Genomic DNA, 21,557 nt, shown 5'->3' with positions numbered 1-21,557 from the left:
AAGTTCTTGTGTTTCAAAAGGCCATCTTATCTGTGTAAATACGAACGTACCCAATAAAGTCTTTGTGAAAACCACCTACACTCCAAATCCAGAGACCGTTTATGCTTTCAGGTTTGCGACCCCAGCAAGTGGACAAAAGGTGGGTTCGGGAGTAGGAACTCGAGTCTCAAGCTCTCCGATGACGAAAATGGTGGTCATTTCTGAGGTTCCGGGGGACGTGAGTGTGGCCAATAAACCTTCGGGGTGTGTCTCCTCTTCAATTGAAGTCTCTACGGTGCGGTACGCTGTTAACTATCCCGAGGCAAATCCTTCTGTCTATTGCAGGCTTGCACCAGGGAAGATCTACTACTTCAACGTGGTGTCGAAAACACCGAACTCAGATAAGTTAACCTGCACATCCAGATCAAATTGTGGTTTTTCTTTCACTATTAAGTAGCTGGTCGGCATTGTTGCGGAATGGAAATATTAAAAGGGCGGTTGTTTGCAAGGCCTTGGAAACTTCGCTTCAATAAGCGACCACGTCACTAAAGCTCAGAGCAGCTCGGGAAGACTTGTGGCCCACTCCAAACGCCGTTCAGGCATGTTTTGATTGCAGGAGTACAGGGGACCTCTTTGGGTGAGGTCGGTTGAAGGTAACCGCTGATTACGCTGCCGTGAGGAAAGCCGTCGCAGCTTTTTGTCAAGTTCTGGCGTGCGTCCTCATCGTGGCAGGAAAGAGCAAGAGGTGACGCCTTTTTTGCGGAGTCAACTTGTGTTGGTTTTAGGGCGCAACCGAAAAGAGCCAAAGAAGACAAAATTAAAAGGAAAAATGGAATTAAAATAAGGCCCCCGGATTTTTAAGTAGGACCGAGATAGCTTGTTGAGGAACAAATGTCAAGAAGAGAGTTTGCCGAAATTGAGGGCAAGGTTCTACATGGCCTTGCCCTCGCATGAGGTCTTTCGTTTGAAAAGAAGGTCGGAATTCTGTTAATTATTGAGTTCTGCGCTAGTCTTGATCGAGATGATTTGAGGCTCTCCGTTTATTGTCCCCACCAAAATCTGACTAGGCTCCCTTCTGGAAACATACATCAACTTTTCCAAATTTACTTCACACTCAGCAGTGGATGCGTATGTGCGAGAATAGTCCCCAATCTGCAGAGTTCGGCCGCCAATACTTTTGCTGCAAATGACGAAATTTAAAGGTGTCGTCGAATAGATACTTTTTCCAGATTCACTTAGAACATGTATGTACTTTCTTAATTTGCCGAAGGTCCCTGTGCCTTGAAGTAGCTTCATATCTGTAGCCATTGAGATCAATCTATTTTCGTTTTCCAATTCTCTCTGGCTCTGCTCGGACCTGCGGATAAGGGTTTGATTTAGCCGATCAATATTCTGCTCTCCCTGGCCTTCGACCTTTGCTTCTGCCATGCAGCATGCAGTAACATAGGCGTCATCAAAAGCTCCGATGAGTCCAAGTTTCAGGCCACTTTGAATTGAAGTTGGTTTGTGTTTGTACAGAAAAAGCTGGGATTTGCCGTCTTATCTATAGTCTATAGTGGGGGGGGCCTGTGGAAAGAGGCCCGGGGAGGACTGTGCCTTAAAGATTCCCTACGCAGCCCTTCAAGACCCGCTGTTGTTCATTTAGTTTTCAGAGTGACAAAGATAGGCCGGCTAGCGAATTTCCCTAAGTCTAAGACATATAAAAGAGGGTTTCCTGAAACCCAATGTCTATGCTCCCAAGGGAACTACGCTCAAACTCCCCGATAATGAGTCCTTATGTTGCACTCCTCGCCCCGATAGGGGCTAACCGAGAGCTGGTAAGCGTCGCTACGCTCCGATGATTAGGCTGGTTCTGTCGCTACCCCCCGGCCGTCATGAACCGAAATAGGTGGCCGCCTTAACCGAAATACGCAGCTTACGTTTAAACAGAAACACACTGACGATTTTGAAAATCTTTTTCGGGTGGAATTTCGGCTTCACTATGCTGACAAAAATGAAGAGCTGACCGATATCCTCAAAAAAGAAATCAATGAAGAAAAGCTCAAAGAAATTTTATTCGGTCTGGTTCAAAAACAGATTCGGTTTCCATCTCAACTTAAAAAACTTATCGCAGGAGGACTATATGAAAAATAACTCAATCAATCTCGGTTTCAATGCCGAACAATGGCAAAGCCACATGAGGACGGCTTTTGAATTTTCTGGCAAAGCAAAAACTGAACTTTCAGCATTTCTAAAATCAGACATCGCAAATGCTATTCATAGCATTTTTTCATCTGATTCTTCGGTCGTTAAGAATCTTAAATCCGTCGGGAGGGAGTCATGAAGTTCATTCGCATGTCAGATATTGACTATGTTGAGCCACCCTATACCGAAATCCTTAGGAATGATTCGGACCATCGGCATACAGGTTGTGCTTCTATCGCTATACTCAACAGCCTTCATTTTTTGGGACTCTTGGAAGGAAAGAAACGAAGTGAGGTTTTGCTGGAACTCAAAGACACTCTTCAAGAAAATCCCGATGACCTGATTGTCAGTCGGGACCATCTCAAATCGTTTTTCAATACAACGGACGTCTTTAACGATGTTCAGTCGGCACTTTTCTTTACGAAGGACATCGCCCTGGCTGACTTCGTTGAAACCCTATCGTGGGGTGCTATGGCTTTCGTTGTCGTCGCCACAGCCAAAGGCACTCCAACAAGCCCCCTTCATTGCTCGGTCATCTATATAAAGGAAGGAAGGCTTTTAATTGATGGCTGGGAAGCTGACCTTGAAACTCTGGCTCGGATTCTGTTTCAAAAAGAAAAGAATTTTGGTTTTTATCTATGGAGGGACGATGGATAGGCACTATTTTTTGTCTCAATATGAGACACATTGCTTGGAACGAACCTTTGATGAGCTGATTTTAATGTATCCTCTTGTTTCCCCAGCACAAATCAGGGCTGACATGGTTGAAATTCGTGAAAACTGCCCCGAAGCAGAAAATATGGACTGATTCTCGCATTATAGGTATTTCGTAAGTTCATTGACGGTTAAATTCTTGCTCGTGGTTAGTGAGAGCCGTTTTTGAGCCTAAATTTAAAAATGTGTTTAATAACTAAACAAGGAGAAACCCTATGAAAAAGATGATGATTACTATTGGAGCTTTATTGATTTCCGCTTCTGCCTTCGCAGGTAATGGAATTTTAGATGGCAAGTCATACTGCCGAACGATTGTATCTGATGGTAGCTTTGGACAACCCGCAGGTGAAAGACAGCATTGTGTAAGTTTTGATTCTGGTGTCGCAATGGATAATGCTAATACATCATTTGGCAATCCGCCTGAGTATTCAGCTTACTCAGTAAAAGGCAGAATCGTTTCTTTCGGAACTTCTAAATATGTTCTTTCCAAAGATTTGTCTGATATAGTTACTATTTCAGGCTCTGCTGTTGAAGGAACCGTTCTTACTCTTCAAAAATAAGTTTTAAAATAGCTTAATTTAAAGAGCTGACTCAAAAGGTCAGCTTTTTTTATTTTACGAACCTTTTTTCTCTTCTCGCTTCTTTCGCTCTTCATCAAGATTTGCCACTTCGGGAACATGACTTCGCCCGATGTCTGCTAATGTTTCGGTCGTTCCTTCAAGTTCGCTTCCAGCCAATCCCACATAAAACATCGTGGTTTTTATATCTTGATGTGAAACGATTTCCATTACGTCAATGGCACTCATTCCTCTACGAAGCATCGTGGTTATAAAAAATCCACGAAGCCCATGGAATTTTGTTTGAGTGATTCTGACCTTCCCCCTAAGACCTAGCCAGTTTTGAGTTCGCTATTTACCTGCTTTGTTGATCCTTTACTTTTTGCATACTCTGAAGGTGTAAGACCGTTAAGACTCGAATGCGGTCTGTAGGTCTCGTACTCCGTTTTCCACTTCTGCGTCAGAACCCTTGCCAAGTCCAAATTGTCGAATAGATTTCTATCCAAACATTCTGCTCTGAACTTGCCGTTCAAAGATTCAATATATCCGTTCTGCTGGGGTTTTCCTGGTTCAATAAAGTGCAATCGGACCCCATTTAACGTTGCCCACCGCTGCAGGCTCCTAGAGCGAAACTCAGGACCATTATCGACCACCAGCGTTTGTGGCTTTCGGCCAAACATTCTCAGGCGTTCTAACGTCGCTGCCACATCAACACCTTTAAAGCTACTTCGGACCACTAGGTCCGGCATCTCACGCGTACAGTGGTCAACCATCGTTAGGAACTTAAGTTGTTGATTGTTTGCTGCGCGATCATGGACAAAGTCCATCGACCACACTGAATCTGCCTCCTCGGCCTGCGGGAGTGCCAGTCGTAAGTGACGAAGTTTTTTACGCTTCTTTTTTATCCGCAATGATAGTTTTTCCTCTCTGTAAATCCGCTCAGTTCTCTTTTTGTTGATCGGGGCCTCATTCTCCCTGCGGACCAGGTAGTGCAGCATTGGATGACCGTAAGCGGGATGCTGGGCCGCTAGCTCCTTCATGCGCACTCGAAGATCCGCATTGCGATCAGGCTTCTGCTGATACCACCAGGTGTATCGATTGATTTCAAATATCTTGCAGGCCCGCCGTGCCGTAATTCCATGGCTCTCAATCGCTGCGCGCGCAAGAACCTTTCGCTCAGAGGGCCTTCCTACTTTTTTCCCAGAGCCTCTTTCAGAATCAAGTTGTCCAAGGACAGATTTGCAATAAGCTTCTTCATTCGGGCATTTTCTAGTTCAAGCTCCTTGAGGCGTTTGGCCTCGGTCGTGCTCATAGAGCCGTACTTCTTTTGCCACTTATAGAACGTTGCATCTGACACCTTGTGCTGGCGGCAAAGATCTTCCACTGACTTCCCCGCATTTCTCTGACCCAAGATTTCAATAATCTGCTCTTCTGTGAACTTACTCTTTTTCATCGAAAAACCTTCTTCTGCCCGTTTTTTGGGCGTTTATATCAGGCTTTTACGAACTTTCAAGTGGCTTGGTTTATTGGGGGAAGGTCAGCTCAATCTAAGGGAGTTCCCTGCTTCGCGATCATTGGAAGCAGTAATATGACTAGAAACGCATTCGGTAGCCCAACCCTCACACCAGACTTTAATTATGAGGCTGATGTCATTATTTGGGATTCTGCGAACTCTATCGTCGACAAATACTTTAGCCAATCATTCTCAGATGAAAGAATAACTGATGCAAATATGTCCAATCAGATATCATTAATTTACAGATCTGAAGACAATTTCGGGCGCACCGAGCTGGATCGCCTACTAGAAATACAAGACACATTAGCAGACTATCTCGGAGATATGCGCATTTTAGAATAATGGTTCTTCATGACTAATTTTTATCTTTTTTTCGCTTCTTTGTTACCCGGTAGAAAGAGCCACATGATTTCGAACACCATTTTGTATTAGATCTACCAATAAAGAAATTTTGACAGCTTTTCAAATGGCATCGCTTTAAATTTACAAATCCATTTATAGTTAATTGCTGGGCAAATGCATAGGCTGCCATTTTTTTAGCGTCAATTTCTTCTTCTGTATCAACAACAAAGTTCCAGTGAGGCAGAGGTTGCCCGCGGCTTGGAATAGCAGGATTTAAAAAATGAAAAAAACGAAGTCCTTGGGTTTCGCCTCTTAGGTCTTGTAACATCTGAGTGGTGTTCTGTCCGAGCAGGGGTGACACAGTCTCGAGAGGAGAATTTAAGTCAAAGACTCTGTTGAAGATGTCATTGCCTGTTCCCAGTGTTTTCTTCTCAGTTCTTGAGCTTTATGTCTAGCTCTTTCTCTGCGCTTCAATAGTTCATACCGTCCTTGATGATGAACTGAATTTGGAGCAAAGCCTCCGTTCCCTTGGTTTGGTCGGTTGAAGTTATAATCGTTAATGGCTTTGCCGATAAGATCTCTTGCTTCCGTTTCATCAGCATACTGCTCTTGAAGATTTATTTCTTCGCGCTTCAATGTTCCAATCACTCTTTCAGTTCTGGCGTTGCCAGTGGGTCTACCGATGCCGCTTAGCCACAACTTCAATCCTTGGACCTCGATGTTAGTTTTTGTATAGGCTGCAATATTGGCACTGCCATGGTCTGCGACAACAAAGGGCTTGAGGTGACCACTCGGAAGTAAGTCAATTTTCTCGATGGCAACGGCTTCGGTGACGACAGTAACAACTTGGATCTGGGTGATCTGATGGTAAAGACCCCAAGATAAAATCTTTCTTGAATACCAGTCTAGAAGAACCAGACAAAACATAAATTTCCCCTTCACAGTTACCCAGGTCCAATCCATACCCCACAGTAAATTCTTCTGCCAGGGCTCGTGCAAAAGCATATCTGCTGGTGGTACTACTGGCCTTGGCTTTTCTGGTACAAAGGGGTGATTTAACCCGTGTGACTTCATGATCTCCGCTACTTTGGTTTTTCCGACGAAAGCCTTCGCGGTTTTTTCAAGATAATAAGCGATTCGTCGGCAATGCCAATCGGGGCGCCTCTTCGCGAGAGCAATCACTCGCTTTTCTTCAAGAGGTGTGATCTTATTTTTGCCACCGCCCCCGCCATGATTTTCTTTGGCGGGATCTTGTTTCCAACGGTAATAGGCTCTTGGATTTAGTTGCAGGTATTTGCAAACAGCAAGGAGCGACTCGCTCTTGCGAGCCTTATCGATAAACTCCACCAGAGCCTCGCGGTGCGCCTTGGTCAGGTGGCGATTGTAAAGGGGGCCCTCTAGTCCTAATAGCCGCTTTTTTTTAAGGCCTGCAACTCTATGGCTGTCTCTAGAAGGGCTTCCTTGAGGCGTTCGGTTTCGGCTTGAAGCTTTTCCACTACTGGATCTGCTTTTTGTTTTGGACCGCGCTTTAGGTCTTTGAGACCCGCAATACCGGCCTGTAGAAACTTTTGCTTCCATCGAGACATCTGCGCCGGTGCTATATTTTCTCGCCGACACACGACGCCTTGTCCGACTCGTTCTGCTTCCAAAACCAGTTCCGCCATTTTTTCTGGCGATCTTCTTGCGCGCTTTTTCTTTTCTTTGATCTGACTCATTGTGACTCCCTTTTATCATGGTTTGCTCTCCTTTGAGAACAGGGGTCACCTTCCAGATTTCAGCTATTTACGCTGAAATCGACACATTTTTTTGACTTAAATTGCCCTTTTGACTGTGTCGAACGAGCTCGGACAGCACATGCGCAATGCGGGCATTCGTCTGATTTATCCTAACTTGTTTGGAAAAATTCCTGATTTAAAGGATGGTATTTTACTTGAGGTAGGTTTTGACCAAACTACACCAAATGAGGCGATTACAATTTCCAGCTGGGTTATGGATAAAGCTATTGAGGTTAATCTGGATGTAGTTAATAACCTGGCTGTGGGTGTAAAATGCTATGTTCCTGAATATACGTTTGTTGAAAAACTTCAGACGATTTCAACGAAATATCGTCAGCAGCAAGACAACGGGCAGATGCCAATTAACTTTATGAGGCACTATTACGATGTCTTTCAATTATTGAAATTGGAGCGCGTGCAGCAGTTTATCGGTAGTGAAAAGTATGTCGCTCATAAAGAGCTTCGTTTTCGGGCTGCTGACGAAAAGAATTTAACAAAGAATGACGCTTTCATTATTTCAAATGCTGAAACTCAAAAACTTTATCAGCAGTCCTTTGAGAAAACGAAAGGCTTGTACTATAAAGGCCAACCGAAGTTCAGTGACATCTTAGAATCATTTAAGTCTTTTTTGTCAAAGATGTAAGAAGAACGTCTCCTTCTAGTCAGTTTAACGTCGTTTAGGTCTTCTGCTCTTATATTGAAAGCGTTGCGATGGCGGAGACATTTGCCGTTCTAACCAACGTAAATTATCAAGACTCACTCTTGGATAAACCACTAATTCTTTTCGAGCAACTGGTGGCGGAGTAGGCTGATACTGAATTCGTTTCGCAGCCTCTATTATTTCAGGATTTTCGTGAGCGAACATGTTGGTGTATAGAAATGCCATCAGGTCTGAGAACGTGTTTCCGTTGAGAGATTCAGTGTGAAGAAGTATAAAATTGTGCCGTGAATATTCCAGTACGTAGAAGTTACCCTTAGAGCTTTTTGGCAATAGACACCAAAGAGGTAGGTCCTGACCAAAATCAAAAAATACGGGGACACTACATTCAGACCATTCTTTTAAAAGTGGGGATTCGTCAATAAATGAATGAAGTTTGAGAAGTGGAGAATTCTGGTTTATCGGCATAGCATATTTCAAAAACAGATCAAATTGTGCTTTGTCTTTTTGACGTTTTAATCCATCAACAACCCACACCAACTTATCACTATAAAAGTTATTTCGAGACTGGCGCTCTTCTGGTTTTAAAAATGAATGCTGAAATTCAAGAATATAGCCATGCTTTGTTTTTACATCTGCGATATGCCACTCGCCGGAGGCATCATCTTTATGACGAATTTCCTGATTTTCCTTTGGAAAGTTATTTTTCCAGGATCTGTGCCATTCCGTTTCGTTTTCCCACCAATGATCACACTCGCAATCAACTTTGTGGCGCCAGTGGTTTATTCTTTTGATTCCACATACCGGGATCATTGGTTGCCCGCAACCAGTGCAAACTCCAACTAATCCCTTTTCAGCTTCTTTCTTTTCAGTATTTACCAATGCAAATTTCATTAATCTAACCTCATTGCTTTTTAACTTTCTTGTATGCTGATCCAAATTGTTGTAACAGGATGTTTATATAAATCGTGTTACACTTTCAAGATGGTGATTTTATGAAAAAACCGTTACAACCTAGAAATGAGTTTGCTGAGGCGTTCAACAACAGTTTTGCTCGATATCAGGGGCATATTCAAATCCTCACTGGTTACGACGAAAAGTTTGGATTTATTTATAGAAATACAGGTGATCTAAGCTATTTACTTGAAACTGTAAATCAAGCTTTAGTAAATCGAGATTCCAAAGATGCATCGTTTGCTCATCAATTTGGTCTCTCGTTAGTAAATTGGCTGGAAAGATTTTTAAAAAAAGGATTTACCACTGTGCTGTCCGAGCTCGTTCGACACAGTCAAAAGGGCAATTTAAGTCAAAAAAATGTGTCGATTTCAGCGTAAATAGCTGAAATCTGGAAGGTGACCCCTGTTCTCAAAGGAGAGCAAACCATGATAAAAGGGAGTCACAATGAGTCAGATCAAAGAAAAGAAAAAGCGCGCAAGAAGATCGCCAGAAAAAATGGCGGAACTGGTTTTGGAAGCAGAACGAGTCGGACAAGGCGTCGTGTGTCGGCGAGAAAATATAGCACCGGCGCAGATGTCTCGATGGAAGCAAAAGTTTCTACAGGCCGGTATTGCGGGTCTCAAAGACCTAAAGCGCGGTCCAAAACAAAAAGCAGATCCAGTAGTGGAAAAGCTTCAAGCCGAAACCGAACGCCTCAAGGAAGCCCTTCTAGAGACAGCCATAGAGTTGCAGGCCTTAAAAAAAAGCGGCTATTAGGACTAGAGGGCCCCCTTTACAATCGCCACCTGACCAAGGCGCACCGCGAGGCTCTGGTGGAGTTTATCGATAAGGCTCGCAAGAGCGAGTCGCTCCTTGCTGTTTGCAAATACCTGCAACTAAATCCAAGAGCCTATTACCGTTGGAAACAAGATCCCGCCAAAGAAAATCATGGCGGGGGCGGTGGCAAAAATAAGATCACACCTCTTGAAGAAAAGCGAGTGATTGCTCTCGCGAAGAGGCGCCCCGATTGGCATTGCCGACGAATCGCTTATTATCTTGAAAAAACCGCGAAGGCTTTCGTCGGAAAAACCAAAGTAGCGGAGATCATGAAGTCACACGGGTTAAATCACCCCTTTGTACCAGAAAAGCCAAGGCCAGTAGTACCACCAGCAGATATGCTTTTGCACGAGCCCTGGCAGAAGAATTTACTGTGGGGTATGGATTGGACCTGGGTAACTGTGAAGGGGAAATTTATGTTTTGTCTGGTTCTTCTAGACTGGTATTCAAGAAAGATTTTATCTTGGGGTCTTTACCATCAGATCACCCAGATCCAAGTTGTTACTGTCGTCACCGAAGCCGTTGCCATCGAGAAAATTGACTTACTTCCGAGTGGTCACCTCAAGCCCTTTGTTGTCGCAGACCATGGCAGTGCCAATATTGCAGCCTATACAAAAACTAACATCGAGGTCCAAGGATTGAAGTTGTGGCTAAGCGGCATCGGTAGACCCACTGGCAACGCCAGAACTGAAAGAGTGATTGGAACATTGAAGCGCGAAGAAATAAATCTTCAAGAGCAGTATGCTGATGAAACGGAAGCAAGAGATCTTATCGGCAAAGCCATTAACGATTATAACTTCAACCGACCAAACCAAGGGAACGGAGGCTTTGCTCCAAATTCAGTTCATCATCAAGGACGGTATGAACTATTGAAGCGCAGAGAAAGAGCTAGACATAAAGCTCAAGAACTGAGAAGAAAACACTGGGAACAGGCAATGACATCTTCAACAGAGTCTTTGACTTAAATTCTCCTCTCGAGACTGTGTCACCCCTGCTCGGACAGAACAGCGGTGCAACCCAACACACTGGCTTCGTTGATGCCCTTTCAATTTGAAAATAACAAGATTCCAACCTCAGTCGATATCACGGACAGAAATTTTTTAGGTACTGCTGCAGACTTGATGAAGACTTACTTTAAAATAAGCAACAATGAACATTTGGTTTGGGCATTGCGAATTGGAAAATCAAAAGATAAAAATAACTATGTTCGTTCAAGCCGATTTAAACTCGAAGACGTCATTAAAAAATAATGGCCGATTCATTTCAAATGCCATCATATTCAGAACTGAGCGGATTCTAAAGTTTGCTTAAACTGGGCAAAAATGCGACCAGCGGGTCCTCCCCCCATAATTCTTCGATCAAAAACCATAACAATTGGCATTGTCAAACGAACCTGTACTTCATTTCCTACGACAAAGGGCCTTTTTTTAACGACACCAAAAGAAAATGTAATGGGCCACGGCCATGTTGTCATGACTAAGTCGGCTCCTGCTTTTGAAGGAGAGTTAACCCAACAAGCACAACCTCGATGCCTTGCCCATAGAAATGGAAACCAATAAGGCGCGTTGATTATCATTAAACTAAAGGGTCGCGGAACATATTTCAAAACACGCATAAACATGCGGTATCTTAAATTGTTTGATTCATCACAAGAGGCCAATTGGCGAAGCTCTTCGGTAATTTCAACGAGTGATTTTTCTAGCGTTTTTTCAATGGGCGTTGCAAACGCCTGTCCGGGAAGATAAGGCAGACTCTTTTCAACAGCGACACTAATATCGACTGAGCGGAACTGATAGAGTCCTTTAAAAAAAGGAGGACCCAAAATAGCCCGATTTGCTTCTGGATTTTTTTGCATCGTTGAAGCCGCAGCTTTGATGACCAATGCCGTAAATGATGGCGCGGCAGTTTCATTAATTTTGGCTTTTTCCCTGAGTGACTCGAGTAAAGTCGCATCAATTTCAGATACCATCGTGACCATATAGGACGGGTTAAGAACATGATTCATAACCCATGAACTCTTTTCCGCCCGCCCAACAGATAGCTTATCAATTTCCATAGAGGATAGGAAGAACAAAGTCCGAATTAGTTCATCCTAAAATTTAGTTTATCTTTGGTTGTTGTTAAAATTGTGTGATTTGAATTGACCTTTGGCAACGATTTTCAGTGATTTGTAACTCTGACGACGAGTTTTTGATTTCTCGATGGTACTTTTCAAGATTTTGAGCGAACAAGTCCATCGCAGCTTTGATTCTCAATCTGCGGACTAACAAAAAAGCGGGACAGTAAAGTTACTAGGGATAAAAAATTAATTAACTCTTATTTATAAATCTTGTTGATGCCTTAGTTCGTACCTTAAAATCGAATAAAATATCCTTAATGGTTTTGCCTGACAAAGGCTTCTGATTTTCATAGGAGTTTTTTAAATTGGAAGAATCCCTTGCATCGAAAATCTTATCTTATCTTTTCTATGATCAATCGGTTCAAAAGCCAGTCTCAAAATACTTCATCTTAATATAGGGAGCTGAACCCTTTGGAATGGGACGACCTATATGGCTCTGCCTAAATTGGTAGGGCCATTTTTGCGTTCAGAGCCTTGCAAACAAGTGTTTGACGGCATTACTTAAGAAAGGAAAATTTGCCGCGAACTGAATCGAAAGTTTTTCCTTTGTCAGTGAAGGTTGACCTTCCCCCTAAGACCTAGCCAGTTTTGAGTTCGCTATTTACCTGCTTTGTTGATCCTTTACTTTTTGCATACTCTGAAGGTGTAAGACCGTTAAGACTCGAATGCGGTCTGTAGGTCTCGTACTCCGTTTTCCACTTCTGCGTCAGAACCCTTGCCAAGTCCAAATTGTCGAATAGATTTCTATCCAAACATTCTGCTCTGAACTTGCCGTTCAAAGATTCAATATATCCGTTCTGCTGGGGTTTTCCTGGTTCAATAAAGTGCAATCGGACCCCATTTAACGTTGCCCACCGCTGCAGGCTCCTAGAGCGAAACTCAGGACCATTATCGACCACCAGCGTTTGTGGCTTTCGGCCAAACATTCTCAGGCGTTCTAACGTCGCTGCCACATCAACACCTTTAAAGCTACTTCGGACCACTAGGTCCGGCATCTCACGCGTACAGTGGTCAACCATCGTTAGGAACTTAAGTTGTTGATTGTTTGCTGCGCGATCATGGACAAAGTCCATCGACCACACTGAATCTGCCTCCTCGGCCTGCGGGAGTGCCAGTCGTAAGTGACGAAGTTTTTTACGCTTCTTTTTTATCCGCAATGATAGTTTTTCCTCTCTGTAAATCCGCTCAGTTCTCTTTTTGTTGATCGGGGCCTCATTCTCCCTGCGGACCAGGTAGTGCAGCATTGGATGACCGTAAGCGGGATGCTGGGCCGCTAGCTCCTTCATGCGCACTCGAAGATCCGCATTGCGATCAGGCTTCTGCTGATACCACCAGGTGTATCGATTGATTTCAAATATCTTGCAGGCCCGCCGTGCCGTAATTCCATGGCTCTCAATCGCTGCGCGCGCAAGAACCTTTCGCTCAGAGGGCCTTCCTACTTTTTTCCCAGAGCCTCTTTCAGAATCAAGTTGTCCAAGGACAGATTTGCAATAAGCTTCTTCATTCGGGCATTTTCTAGTTCAAGCTCCTTGAGGCGTTTGGCCTCGGTCGTGCTCATAGAGCCGTACTTCTTTTGCCACTTATAGAACGTTGCATCTGACACCTTGTGCTGGCGGCAAAGATCTTCCACTGACTTCCCCGCATTTCTCTGACCCAAGATTTCAATAATCTGCTCTTCTGTGAACTTACTCTTTTTCATCGAAAAACCTTCTTCTGCCCGTTTTTTGGGCGTTTATATCAGGCTTTTACGAACTTTCAAGTGGCTTGGTTTATTGGGGGAAGGTCAAGGTCTCCGACATGCACGCCGCTTCCTCTACGATTTTGTAACCTGACGAAGTAACTTTTTTCTTTTCGTCTTCAATAGCTTTTCGGCACTCGTCTACTTTCGCTTTCACATTTTCGATTGAGGTGCTGGTGTAGTCGAATTCGTAAGAAGGAATGCCTTTATATCCGGCCGAAGCCGTAGACCCAAAAATTATAAGCGTTAACAAAACAAGTGTGTCTCTCATCGTCGACTCCTTCTTAAAATCTAAACGTCTGATGAATATTTCATAAAACCTGAAGGCTGACTAGCAAACTAATGTCACCTTGTCGATTTTTGGTCATTTGCAGCGAGCCTTTTGTCAAAAACGAATATATCCGTTTTTGCAATGTTTGGGGCCAATGAACCTAAAATCAACAAGGATAATTTAAATGATCGCGTCCACGGGGCACCAACGGCATCCAGTAGCTATTTTGTTGGGAACTTAACGGGTCCTCAACCATCGCAGTTTAAAAGGATTGTAGGCCGTTTTGCCGCAACCCCCCAAAGCTTTGGTTACCATTCGTTGACTGGCTATAAAAGTGCTACCAGTATTTACATAAATAAACGAGGAGTTTTCAATGAAATCATTTTTTTCAATTGCAGTTTTAATTTTACTAATTAGTAATTTTTCTTTAGCCGATATTTATGTGTCGAACTCATCTAATAAGAAATTTTTTTCTTTAGAGCACTTTGAAACAACCCTACAATTAGGAATGAAACATGGGAGAAATGGCTTAGTAATCACGGGACACACATTAGATCTAAATGCACCCCATCCAGACCAAAATCTATTCATTTCAACTCAATTGGCTAGTGCATCCAGTATTGATCTTCTAAATTTAAGTCTAATGCTAAAACAGAATAGAATAAATTTATCTTGTTATTTAGAAAAAGGTAAGACCAATGGTGACTGCATAGCAGTTTTAATTGACGTAAAATAACCTCTTCCTAAGTGAAATTTAAAAAACTACGAAATCTCCGCAAAACAGAGCGGGCGGAGATTTTTTCCGCCCCGAGCGTCTATAAAAATGCAGAAATCAAATTTCCGGGGGCAAAACTGCTTCCGTTGCAATAGGTTCTGATTTTTTAAGCTCCATTAAATTGGTAGCAGTCGCAGGTAAAACAAGCATGCTGTTGGATTTAACTATTTTTTTCGTCCTAACGTGCGCATTAATTTCTCTGCGATTCAGTCGCCGTGGGTAGTGAACTTTTTAGTTTCAACGCCGTTTTGGATTTTAATTCGATAACAAAGATGAATTTTATCAGCCGTAGGATTGTAACGGCAGCCGATGTAAGACCAAATAACGATACGCCCACCAAGGCAGACGTTTCTACGGGCGAGAAGAGGGAATACCATTGCTATCATTGCATTGATGGTAAACGCCTTCACAAACAGAGTAAGATTAAACAAGTAAATATATCGTAAAATCAAATCTGGCGGAAAATGAAGGAGCTGGTAAAGGGGATCCAACTCCAGGATAAAGTGGTCGACTCGATAATGGAGCACTTAGTTGCTGCAAATAAAAGCCATAGGGGCAAACAGGGGAGCTTAAGCAAAATACATTAGGCCGACTAACAGAGCTATCAAAGAAAGAGGATGATCTGTTTAGAGGATAGGAAGAACAAAGTCCGAATTAGTTCATCCTAAAATTTAGTTTATCTTTGGTTGTTGTTAAAATTGTGTGATTTGAATTGACCTTTGGCAACGATTTTCAGTGATTTGTAACTCTGACGACGAGTTTTTGATTTCTCGATGGTACTTTTCAAGATTTTGAGCGAACAAGTCCATCGCAGCTTTGATTCTCAATCTGCGGACTGATTAAAATTGTCGAAGTTCATATCGAAGTGTTGTTGAGCGAAGTCGTCTTCGAAATGATCTTTAACTTTTGGCGGCCCTCTGGCTGGCTTTAGCGGCGGCGGTTTTGTGTCAAGTCCCATGTGTTCCAGGATTTTTCGAATCACTTTGGGATCTTCGATAGCAGCAATGATTTTCATCCTGCCTCCGCATTTGGAGCAAGTTTCGACTTCAATGCCAAAGACCCTTGCCAGCAATCTTGCCCAGGGAATGTTTTTCTTCTTTTGCTCCAGTATATTAGAGTCAATAATTTCTGGTTCTTGACCTGTGACTTTGAGTTCCGGAGGCTTTGGAACAATTTGTTTTCGATGTTTATAATGGGGCGCCAATACGCCGTGAAAACGGGTCAAATGAACTCTTGGCCGTGGAACTAGTGCCACGAGCCGCTCCATCAATTCCATTGGTGTAAGCTTCATGGCAGTAGTCCCATCATCCCAGGGCTTTTTGAACTTGTAGATCACGTCACCCTGATCGTTGGTGGAAAGTCGTTCTTCAGCTATAGCAGGCCTTGCGATATATCGGCATACTTTTTCGAGTCGATCCCGCTCATGGGCTTTGGTGGCAACTCCTGCGTGGAGGCTAAAGCCTGAGTTCTTGGCGACAAGTCCACGGGTAGCAGTGTGGTCATTGTCGGTGACAGACTTCAGCACCATTGCTTTCTTACCCTTACTTTTGCCAGTGGCAAATCTGTAGGTCACTGATGTTGCTTGAAGCTTAGAGAGCGTGTCTTCGTCGGGAATTGGGATTTGGAAGCCGCCATCATCGTCATCGCGGATGATGATTTTTTGCCGCTCCAGGTATTTTGTTAATTTGTTGATAATTTTCGTTAAGACACCCTCGATCTCTTTAACTGTCGGTGGACTTGCCACCCAGAAGTCGACGGGTTCGTTTTTGTCGTTCAGCTCATAGGAAAGCTTGAGCAGCATGATTTTGAGCTTTATCTGGCCGTGAACGATGTAGATCACACAAGAACCAAAGCTGCTCACCCGCAAACAAATGGTATTTGTGAGAGGTTCCACAAGACAATACTCAATGAATTTTATCAATAGCTTTTAGAAAAAAAATCTATAAAAGTATTGAACAACTTCAAGAAGATTTAGATCTGTGGCTAAAGGAATACAACAAAAGGAGGACGCATCAAGGAAAAAATTGCAATGGTAAAAGGACCTGCGAATAAAAGAAAGTGACAAGGTTATCAAGGCTCTTAAGAAACTTCTTATAGAGGAGTACCCAAAATCTCGAGTTGGATCACAGAAGCGAAAAGCCATAGTCTATTTGCAAAAGTGTTGGCCGGGTTTTGAAATGTTTTTAACGGATATCAAAATACCACTATCAAATAAAGAAGCCGAGCGAACAATACGTCATGCATTCGTTGGTCGAAAAAATTATTATGGATCTGGTTCGCACTCAGGGGCTGAAACAGCGGACACACTTTTTACTAGTATTGAATCATGCAAAAAAAATGATATTGATCTGACCTGCCCGGCTTAAATCGGTCCAAGTTCTGTGATAAGATCTGGGCCAAGAAAGGACCCAATCATGGCACGAAAGAGATTTACACCTGAGGAAATCATCCAGAAGTTGCGAACTGCAGAAATTGAGCAAAGCAAAGGGGCAACCCAAGAAGAGGCAGCCCGAAAGATTGGCGTGACGGCAGTCACCCTATCGAGATGGAAGGCTGAGTTTGGTGGTATGCGCGTTGACCAGGCAAAGCGTCTAAAAGAACTCGAACAAGAAAATGCGCGCCTAAAAAAGATCGTCGCCGATCAAGCACTTGATAATTTAATATTGAAGGAAGTTTCTAAGGGAAACTTCTAAGCCCGGCGAAGCGCAAGGATGCGGTTCGGATGGCAGTACGGGAGCTGAAAATCAGTGAACGTCGGGCATGCAGAGTCATCGGACAAATCAGATCTACACAACGATATGAACCAAAGCCGAATCACGAGCAAGAAAAGCTAGAGGCGCGAGTCATCGAGCTTGCCTCTGAATATGGCAGATATGGTTATCGTCAAGTAACTGATTTACTGCAAATGGAAGGTTGGTCGGTGGGCAAAGATAGAGTCTATTCAATATGGCAACGAGAAGGCCTCAAGGTTCCTCAAAAGCAGCCAAAGCGCTCGAGGCTCTGGCTTGTCGATGGATCTTGCATCCGTCTGCGGCCAGAGTTTAAGAACCATGTTTGGTCCTATGATTTTGTTTCTGAGCAGACGTACGATGGCAGAAAGTTTAAAATCCTGAATATCATCGACGAACATACTCGCGAATGCCTAGCTTCGTATGTGGCGAGACGAATCAGATCTCAGGACGTGATCTTGATTCTTGCTGATCTGTTCTTGAGGCACGGAATCCCCAAGCACATTCGGTCGGACAACGGGCCGGAGTTCATTGCAAAAAAACTTGTTACATGGATTAAAAGCCTTGAGGTTCAGCCATTGTTCATTCAGCCTGGAAGTCCATGGGAAAATGGTTATTGCGAATCATTCAACGGCAAGATGCGATACGAACTTCTGGATGGGGAAATCTTTTATTCTCTATTGGAGGCAAAGATCATAATCGAGCGTTGGAGAGTTCACTACAACACGATCAGACCCCACAGCAGCCTAGGTGGGCGACCTCCAGCTCCGCAAACTTTTCAACCAACACTCAAACTACTTGCGAAGGATTTATTAACACAGTAGGTGGTAGCAAAACTCCCGGCTGGTCAGATCCACGTCAGTATATCAAGATGGCTCTTCGATGGAGCGCTAAAGGTGATGAAAATATAAGAACTCCACTTGCGCGGACCAAAAATACGAAAACGCTTCAGTTGACCTTGGCCCCTTCTTTGGAGCGTTTGAAACCTCACGTTTGAGAAACCTCTCTTAATCTTTCTTCGTACTGTTTGGCAAACATTTCTGGAGTTTTATTTTTCAACGCTGAGTTGGGTCGTTCCGTGTTGTACTCGATTCTCCATGCTTCGATGACCTCCTTGGCGTGATAAATGGATTCAAACCAATTCAGGTTCAGACACTCGCCTCTGAACTTGTCATTGAACGACTCGATGAATGCATTCTGGATCGGTTTTCCTGGCTGAATAAACTTCAATTCCACTCCGTTTTGGTATGCCCACACATCCATCGCTTTTGACGTGAACTCGGTTCCGTTATCCACGATGATTGACTTTGGGCATTTACCTTGTGCTTTGAGAATACTTAGAACTTCAGCAACACGATCACCAGGGATTGAAAAATCAACATGAATCGCAACAGCCTCATGAGTGAAAAGATCCTTAATGTTGAGGGTTCTAAATCTTCGTCCTGTTGCTAATGAGTCAGAGACAAAGTCCATGGCCCAAATTTGGTTCGGTCCCGTTGGCGCAACGAACAGTAGTCGCTTTCCTGAACGCTTCTTCTTTCCCGATCTTCGATTCATCTGAAGTCCCAACTCTCGGTAGATCCTAGCAATGCGCTTGTGGTTGTCCTTAAAGCCCATACGATCACGCAAGATAAATGAAATCCGTGGCCTGCCATAACGGACCTTGGCTTGCGCAATCTCAAGCATTTTGGCTTTCAGTGCGTCGTCATTACGATGTCGTTGTTGCTTGTAGAATAGTGTGGATTGTTGAAGCCCCAAGACTTTGCAGAGTGATCGTTTGCTGATTTTCAATTTGTCTTTGATAGCTTCAAACACCTTGCGCTTTTGCTTGGGGCTTACCACTTTCCCTTGATAATCTCTTGGGCGGCCTCGAGTTCCACGGCCTGCTTTGCAACCACACGTTGCAAGCGCACGATGGTAGCCTCTAGCTCCTTAAGTCTACGAATCTCAGAGCCCTGCATGCTGCCGTATTTTTTTCTCCGTAACCCCTGCGTAATACGCGTCTTCCGTCCGATCCACCGTCCTGTCATGCTCGGGGCATGAGCGAAACCAATAAAATCATCGAAGAAATCAAGCAGATCAAAGAACAATACCAAGCCGAGGTTGGTAGCGAACGTAAAGCCTGGCCCAATGCCATCAAAGATCGAGTTAGCAAGCTGTACGCCCTTGGTATGAACGGCAAGGCCATATCTGTGGCCATTGATATATCATACTACTCGATTCTGGAATGGCGGCCAGAGGGACTTCCGGATAGCCGCGGCCGCAAGGCCGCCAGTCATTTTCATAGCCTGCCGGTGGTCAAAAAAACTAAAATTGGGACCGTCACAATACCAACTTTATCACCGGATCATAAAGTTGAGATGGTCACAGTCACAACTCCAGATGGATACCTAATCTGCCTCCCAGAACACAAGGCTGTATCCTTTCTAAGTCAGCTTCGGGAAATGTGATGTTTGTTGACCGAAAAGGACTCCGAGTTTTTGTGTACCGCGACGAGATTGATATGCGTTGTGGATTTGAGCGATTGCACTCTCTGTGTGTACATCAAATGAATGCCATTATGGATCAAGGGCACATTTACCTGTTTTTTGGAAAGAACAGGAAGCGGGTTAAAATACTGGTTTATGACGGCAGTGGCCTGGTGCTGATTGCAAAGAGGATTGAACGAGGTCGGTTCATGTCATTATCTGAGCTCCTCGGTCGGTACGAGATTTCGCAGGACGAGCTTAAGTTGATTCTTCATGGCAGTGTTGTACGCAAACCCGTCGTTGACAGATCATTGTCGCCACAAAGTCCAGTGACGCAAAGGGAGTCTGTTGAACTCCCGAAAGGACTCAGCCAAAGTCATCCATAGATGGCACAAGATGATCTCAAGAAAATAAAGAAAATCCTCAAAGAGGAAAGCCCAGAGCTGGTTGCGCAGCTGATGGCGAATCTTATTGAGCATAATCGCAAGCTTGAAGCTCGGATTGAGGCCATCGAAAAGCAGCGGTTTGAGAAAGAGCAGTCGGCATTTGCAATGGAGGAGCAAGTAAAGCTTCTTCGTCGCAGTCTTTTCGGTAAATCCTCTGAGAAGCGCGCCGAGGCTACAGACCGTCCCCGCGATAGAAGCCAAACCGAAGCACTTCTATTTAGTCAGGCAGCTTTCCCGGCGGAAGTATCCCGAGAAGATCAAAAGAAGAATAAATGGGCCAACCTGCCAGAATTAGAAATTGCTCACCACCTTAACGACGACGAACTCAACGAAGAAGCCAAATCACGTGGCATTGAAAACCCACAGCCTGCGATGTGGAAAAATACTGGCCTGTACGACGAATCCTTCCGTATTCAGATAATCGAACGCTCTTACGTCAAAGAAGTTCATAAAAAGTACAAATATAAGCTTGATCCCAAATTTAACTCGGATCCGGACAAAGAAGTCATCATCACCGCCAATGGCCCCTCCAGCCTATTGCCTGGCATGAACTATTCGACTGACTTTGTGGTCAGTGTCGTGGCTGATAAGTATATCAGTCACATGCCTTTGGAACGGCAAACCCGAGAGATAGAGTCCCTTGGTCTTAAAGGGATCAAGAACAGTACATTGTCACGCCTTAGCGGGCTTGCAGCAGCAAGCCTTGAACCTGTTCAGACGGAAATCTTGAGCGAGCTAAAATCAAGCGATCTAGCACTTCACTTGGATGAAACCCCATGGGGTATCCAAAATAAGAACGAAAAAGACGGATACATGTGGATCGTGAGCAATCGCTACGGCAGTCACTATTTGTTCAAACCAACTCGTTCTGGGCAAGTCGTGCAAGAGTTTTTAAGTGGCTATACTGGTCCCGTGGTTACCGATGGTTATGGCGGTTACAACGTACTTGAAGAAGCTGGCATTCCTCAGGCATTTTGCTGGGCGCATGCGCGCCGAGAATTTATAAAAATTGAAGACCATGATCCCACCGTAAAACCAATACTGGATGACATTGACAGGTTGTTTGAGATTGAGCGAGGGGCCACGTCGTTTGAAGAACTTCTGCGTTTGCGAAATGAGAAAAGTCGCGCCGTCGCCGAAGATCTTCACCAAAAACTTTTAGAAGAGCACCCCAAGTCCCGTCCGGGAAGCCAGAAGCGCAAGGCCATTGAGTATCTTACCAAGAGATGGAATGGGTTTACGTTATTCTTGAGGGATCAGCGTATCCCGCTGTCCAACAATGAAGCTGAACGCACCATCCGTCATGCCGTAGTGGGGCGCAAGAACTATTACGGATCTGGAAATCATGCTGGCGCGGAAACTGCTGCTACGTTATTCACAATTATCGAATCCTGCAAAAAGAACGACCTCGATCCGAGAACGTACCTTTCAATGGCGCTACACATGGTGGCCGAAGGAAAAATCCCACCAACACCCCTGGCACACGCACGAGCCATCCGTCAATAGCGCGTAT

The 21,557-nt window shown here is 44.1% G+C and carries 30 protein-coding genes and 1 pseudogene; 16 read left to right on the top strand and 15 right to left on the bottom strand.

All coding sequences use genetic code 11. The features are described from left to right. Positions 1-966: 966 nt before the first annotated feature. Positions 967-1,275 (bottom strand): hypothetical protein, encoded by a 309-nt coding sequence (locus ACZ5ZV_RS08300; RefSeq protein ID WP_464120925.1) that lies wholly within the window; start codon positions 1,273-1,275, stop codon positions 967-969. Positions 1,276-1,941: 666 nt separating this feature from the next. On the opposite strand from ACZ5ZV_RS08300, the gene ACZ5ZV_RS08295 reads away from it, so the two are divergent. From ACZ5ZV_RS08295 to ACZ5ZV_RS08280, 4 genes are all read left to right on the top strand, one after another. Next, on the top strand, positions 1,942-2,112 hold the full coding sequence (locus tag ACZ5ZV_RS08295) for a hypothetical protein (protein WP_464120923.1): 171 nt from the start codon (positions 1,942-1,944) through the stop codon (positions 2,110-2,112). After that, entirely contained in the window at positions 2,102-2,302 is a 201-nt protein-coding gene (locus ACZ5ZV_RS08290) for a hypothetical protein (RefSeq protein ID WP_464120921.1), read from the top strand. Before ACZ5ZV_RS08295 ends, ACZ5ZV_RS08290 begins: the two co-directional genes overlap by 11 nt. Continuing rightward, positions 2,299-2,820: a hypothetical protein gene (locus ACZ5ZV_RS08285; RefSeq protein WP_464120919.1), complete on the top strand. Its 522-nt coding sequence runs from the start codon at positions 2,299-2,301 to the stop codon at positions 2,818-2,820. Before ACZ5ZV_RS08290 ends, ACZ5ZV_RS08285 begins: the two co-directional genes overlap by 4 nt. Positions 2,821-3,092: 272 nt before the next feature. Continuing rightward, entirely contained in the window at positions 3,093-3,437 is a 345-nt protein-coding gene (locus ACZ5ZV_RS08280) for a hypothetical protein (RefSeq protein ID WP_464120917.1), read from the top strand. A gap of 54 nt (positions 3,438-3,491) precedes the next feature. Here the strand turns inward: ACZ5ZV_RS08280 and ACZ5ZV_RS08275 are convergent, their stop codons facing one another. The 3 genes from ACZ5ZV_RS08275 to tnpA (ACZ5ZV_RS08265) are packed head-to-tail and all read right to left on the bottom strand — an operon-like array spanning position 3,492 to position 4,887. After that, positions 3,492-3,746 (bottom strand): tyrosine-type recombinase/integrase, encoded by a 255-nt coding sequence (locus tag ACZ5ZV_RS08275; protein ID WP_464121403.1) that lies wholly within the window; start codon positions 3,744-3,746, stop codon positions 3,492-3,494. A 20-nt stretch (positions 3,747-3,766) separates the two neighbouring features. Continuing rightward, a complete protein-coding gene (locus ACZ5ZV_RS08270) occupies positions 3,767-4,585 on the bottom strand; it encodes an IS3 family transposase (RefSeq protein WP_464121378.1) in 819 nt (272 codons plus the stop codon). A 38-nt stretch (positions 4,586-4,623) separates the two neighbouring features. Next, positions 4,624-4,887: an IS66 family insertion sequence element accessory protein TnpA gene (gene tnpA / locus ACZ5ZV_RS08265; protein WP_464119616.1), complete on the bottom strand. Its 264-nt coding sequence runs from the start codon at positions 4,885-4,887 to the stop codon at positions 4,624-4,626. A 135-nt stretch (positions 4,888-5,022) separates the two neighbouring features. Between tnpA (ACZ5ZV_RS08265) and ACZ5ZV_RS08260 the strand changes: the two genes are divergently transcribed. Then, positions 5,023-5,292, top strand: coding sequence for a hypothetical protein (locus tag ACZ5ZV_RS08260; RefSeq protein WP_464120915.1), 270 nt, complete (start codon positions 5,023-5,025; stop codon positions 5,290-5,292). 13 nt (positions 5,293-5,305) lie between these two features. Here the strand turns inward: ACZ5ZV_RS08260 and ACZ5ZV_RS08255 are convergent, their stop codons facing one another. From ACZ5ZV_RS08255 to ACZ5ZV_RS08245, 3 genes are read right to left on the bottom strand one after another with little or no spacing between them, the layout of a single operon-like run. Then, positions 5,306-5,620: a hypothetical protein gene (locus ACZ5ZV_RS08255; protein WP_464120913.1), complete on the bottom strand. Its 315-nt coding sequence runs from the start codon at positions 5,618-5,620 to the stop codon at positions 5,306-5,308. Between the two features lie 50 nt (positions 5,621-5,670). Continuing rightward, positions 5,671-6,639, bottom strand: a complete 969-nt coding sequence (locus tag ACZ5ZV_RS08250) for a transposase (protein WP_464117937.1) — start codon at positions 6,637-6,639, stop codon at positions 5,671-5,673. A gap of 56 nt (positions 6,640-6,695) precedes the next feature. Continuing rightward, on the bottom strand, positions 6,696-7,007 hold the full coding sequence (locus ACZ5ZV_RS08245) for a helix-turn-helix domain-containing protein (protein WP_464117936.1): 312 nt from the start codon (positions 7,005-7,007) through the stop codon (positions 6,696-6,698). A 139-nt stretch (positions 7,008-7,146) separates the two neighbouring features. On the opposite strand from ACZ5ZV_RS08245, the gene ACZ5ZV_RS08240 reads away from it, so the two are divergent. Further along, the gene (locus ACZ5ZV_RS08240) at positions 7,147-7,710 is read left to right on the top strand and encodes a nucleotidyl transferase AbiEii/AbiGii toxin family protein (protein ID WP_464120894.1); all 564 of its coding nucleotides are present in this window, start codon (positions 7,147-7,149) and stop codon (positions 7,708-7,710) included. 24 nt (positions 7,711-7,734) lie between these two features. Here ACZ5ZV_RS08240 and ACZ5ZV_RS08235 read toward each other — a convergent pair whose 3' ends face one another. Then, positions 7,735-8,619, bottom strand: coding sequence for a competence protein CoiA (locus ACZ5ZV_RS08235; RefSeq protein ID WP_464120911.1), 885 nt, complete (start codon positions 8,617-8,619; stop codon positions 7,735-7,737). Positions 8,620-8,720: 101 nt separating this feature from the next. Between ACZ5ZV_RS08235 and ACZ5ZV_RS08230 the strand changes: the two genes are divergently transcribed. The 3 genes from ACZ5ZV_RS08230 (at position 8,721) to ACZ5ZV_RS08220 (ending at position 10,463) form a co-directional block, all read left to right on the top strand. Next, positions 8,721-9,059 (top strand): hypothetical protein, encoded by a 339-nt coding sequence (locus ACZ5ZV_RS08230; protein ID WP_464120898.1) that lies wholly within the window; start codon positions 8,721-8,723, stop codon positions 9,057-9,059. Positions 9,060-9,126: 67 nt separating this feature from the next. After that, a complete protein-coding gene (locus ACZ5ZV_RS08225) occupies positions 9,127-9,438 on the top strand; it encodes a helix-turn-helix domain-containing protein (protein ID WP_464117936.1) in 312 nt (103 codons plus the stop codon). Positions 9,439-9,494: 56 nt separating this feature from the next. After that, positions 9,495-10,463: a transposase gene (locus tag ACZ5ZV_RS08220; RefSeq protein WP_464117937.1), complete on the top strand. Its 969-nt coding sequence runs from the start codon at positions 9,495-9,497 to the stop codon at positions 10,461-10,463. A 314-nt stretch (positions 10,464-10,777) separates the two neighbouring features. Here ACZ5ZV_RS08220 and ACZ5ZV_RS08215 read toward each other — a convergent pair whose 3' ends face one another. The 4 genes from ACZ5ZV_RS08215 to ACZ5ZV_RS08200 all read right to left on the bottom strand — a co-directional run bounded on the left by ACZ5ZV_RS08215 (position 10,778) and on the right by ACZ5ZV_RS08200 (position 13,626). Further along, complete coding sequence (locus tag ACZ5ZV_RS08215; RefSeq protein WP_464120910.1) at positions 10,778-11,503, bottom strand: 2-oxo acid dehydrogenase subunit E2; 726 nt, start codon at positions 11,501-11,503, stop codon at positions 10,778-10,780. A gap of 692 nt (positions 11,504-12,195) precedes the next feature. Then, a complete protein-coding gene (locus ACZ5ZV_RS08210; RefSeq protein WP_464121378.1) occupies positions 12,196-13,014 on the bottom strand; it encodes an IS3 family transposase in 819 nt (272 codons plus the stop codon). A 38-nt stretch (positions 13,015-13,052) separates the two neighbouring features. Further along, positions 13,053-13,316: an IS66 family insertion sequence element accessory protein TnpA gene (gene tnpA, locus ACZ5ZV_RS08205; RefSeq protein ID WP_464119616.1), complete on the bottom strand. Its 264-nt coding sequence runs from the start codon at positions 13,314-13,316 to the stop codon at positions 13,053-13,055. Positions 13,317-13,386: 70 nt separating this feature from the next. Further along, positions 13,387-13,626 (bottom strand): hypothetical protein, encoded by a 240-nt coding sequence (locus tag ACZ5ZV_RS08200; RefSeq protein ID WP_464120909.1) that lies wholly within the window; start codon positions 13,624-13,626, stop codon positions 13,387-13,389. A 373-nt stretch (positions 13,627-13,999) separates the two neighbouring features. Between ACZ5ZV_RS08200 and ACZ5ZV_RS08195 the strand changes: the two genes are divergently transcribed. Continuing rightward, entirely contained in the window at positions 14,000-14,362 is a 363-nt protein-coding gene (locus ACZ5ZV_RS08195; RefSeq protein ID WP_464120907.1) for a hypothetical protein, read from the top strand. Positions 14,363-15,224: 862 nt separating this feature from the next. On the opposite strand, the gene ACZ5ZV_RS08190 is transcribed toward ACZ5ZV_RS08195, so the two are convergent. Beyond that, complete coding sequence (locus tag ACZ5ZV_RS08190; protein ID WP_464121402.1) at positions 15,225-15,929, bottom strand: transposase; 705 nt, start codon at positions 15,927-15,929, stop codon at positions 15,225-15,227. A 255-nt stretch (positions 15,930-16,184) separates the two neighbouring features. Here ACZ5ZV_RS08190 and ACZ5ZV_RS08185 point away from each other — a divergent pair. From ACZ5ZV_RS08185 to ACZ5ZV_RS08175, 3 genes and pseudogenes are all read left to right on the top strand, one after another. Further along, positions 16,185-16,453 (top strand): annotated as a pseudogene (locus ACZ5ZV_RS08185) (integrase core domain-containing protein); the annotation flags it as partial. Then, on the top strand, positions 16,444-16,767 hold the full coding sequence (locus tag ACZ5ZV_RS08180) for an IS66 family transposase (RefSeq protein WP_464121401.1): 324 nt from the start codon (positions 16,444-16,446) through the stop codon (positions 16,765-16,767). The pseudogene ACZ5ZV_RS08185 and the gene ACZ5ZV_RS08180, both read left to right, overlap by 10 nt. 48 nt (positions 16,768-16,815) lie before the next feature. After that, a protein-coding gene (locus ACZ5ZV_RS08175; RefSeq protein ID WP_464120906.1) for an IS3 family transposase occupies positions 16,816-17,954 on the top strand; the annotation gives its coding sequence in 2 pieces (ribosomal slippage) (positions 16,816-17,080 and positions 17,080-17,954; 1,140 coding nt in all). 163 nt (positions 17,955-18,117) lie between these two features. Here the strand turns inward: ACZ5ZV_RS08175 and ACZ5ZV_RS08170 are convergent. Together ACZ5ZV_RS08170 and ACZ5ZV_RS08165 are read right to left on the bottom strand one after the other, a co-directional pair. Beyond that, positions 18,118-18,945 carry an IS3 family transposase gene (locus tag ACZ5ZV_RS08170; RefSeq protein WP_464120544.1) on the bottom strand — a complete coding sequence of 276 codons (828 nt, stop codon included), beginning with the start codon at positions 18,943-18,945 and terminating at the stop codon, positions 18,118-18,120. Positions 18,946-18,965: 20 nt separating this feature from the next. Next, positions 18,966-19,091, bottom strand: a complete 126-nt coding sequence (locus tag ACZ5ZV_RS08165) for a hypothetical protein (protein WP_464120905.1) — start codon at positions 19,089-19,091, stop codon at positions 18,966-18,968. A 78-nt stretch (positions 19,092-19,169) separates the two neighbouring features. Here ACZ5ZV_RS08165 and ACZ5ZV_RS08160 point away from each other — a divergent pair, with 78 nt between their 5' ends. From ACZ5ZV_RS08160 to tnpC, 3 genes are read left to right on the top strand one after another with little or no spacing between them, the layout of a single operon-like run. Then, entirely contained in the window at positions 19,170-19,580 is a 411-nt protein-coding gene (locus tag ACZ5ZV_RS08160; RefSeq protein ID WP_464118810.1) for a hypothetical protein, read from the top strand. Then, complete coding sequence (gene tnpB, locus ACZ5ZV_RS08155; RefSeq protein WP_464118791.1) at positions 19,580-19,984, top strand: IS66 family insertion sequence element accessory protein TnpB; 405 nt, start codon at positions 19,580-19,582, stop codon at positions 19,982-19,984. Before ACZ5ZV_RS08160 ends, tnpB begins: the two co-directional genes overlap by 1 nt. Further along, positions 19,985-21,550: an IS66 family transposase gene (tnpC, locus tag ACZ5ZV_RS08150; protein WP_464118790.1), complete on the top strand. Its 1,566-nt coding sequence runs from the start codon at positions 19,985-19,987 to the stop codon at positions 21,548-21,550. Positions 21,551-21,557: the final 7 nt, after the last annotated feature.

The organism is Bdellovibrio sp. HAGR004 (assembly GCF_055397015.1).
Note: the sequence above shows the minus strand (reverse complement) of the source record. Positions and strands in the feature narration are given on the sequence as shown.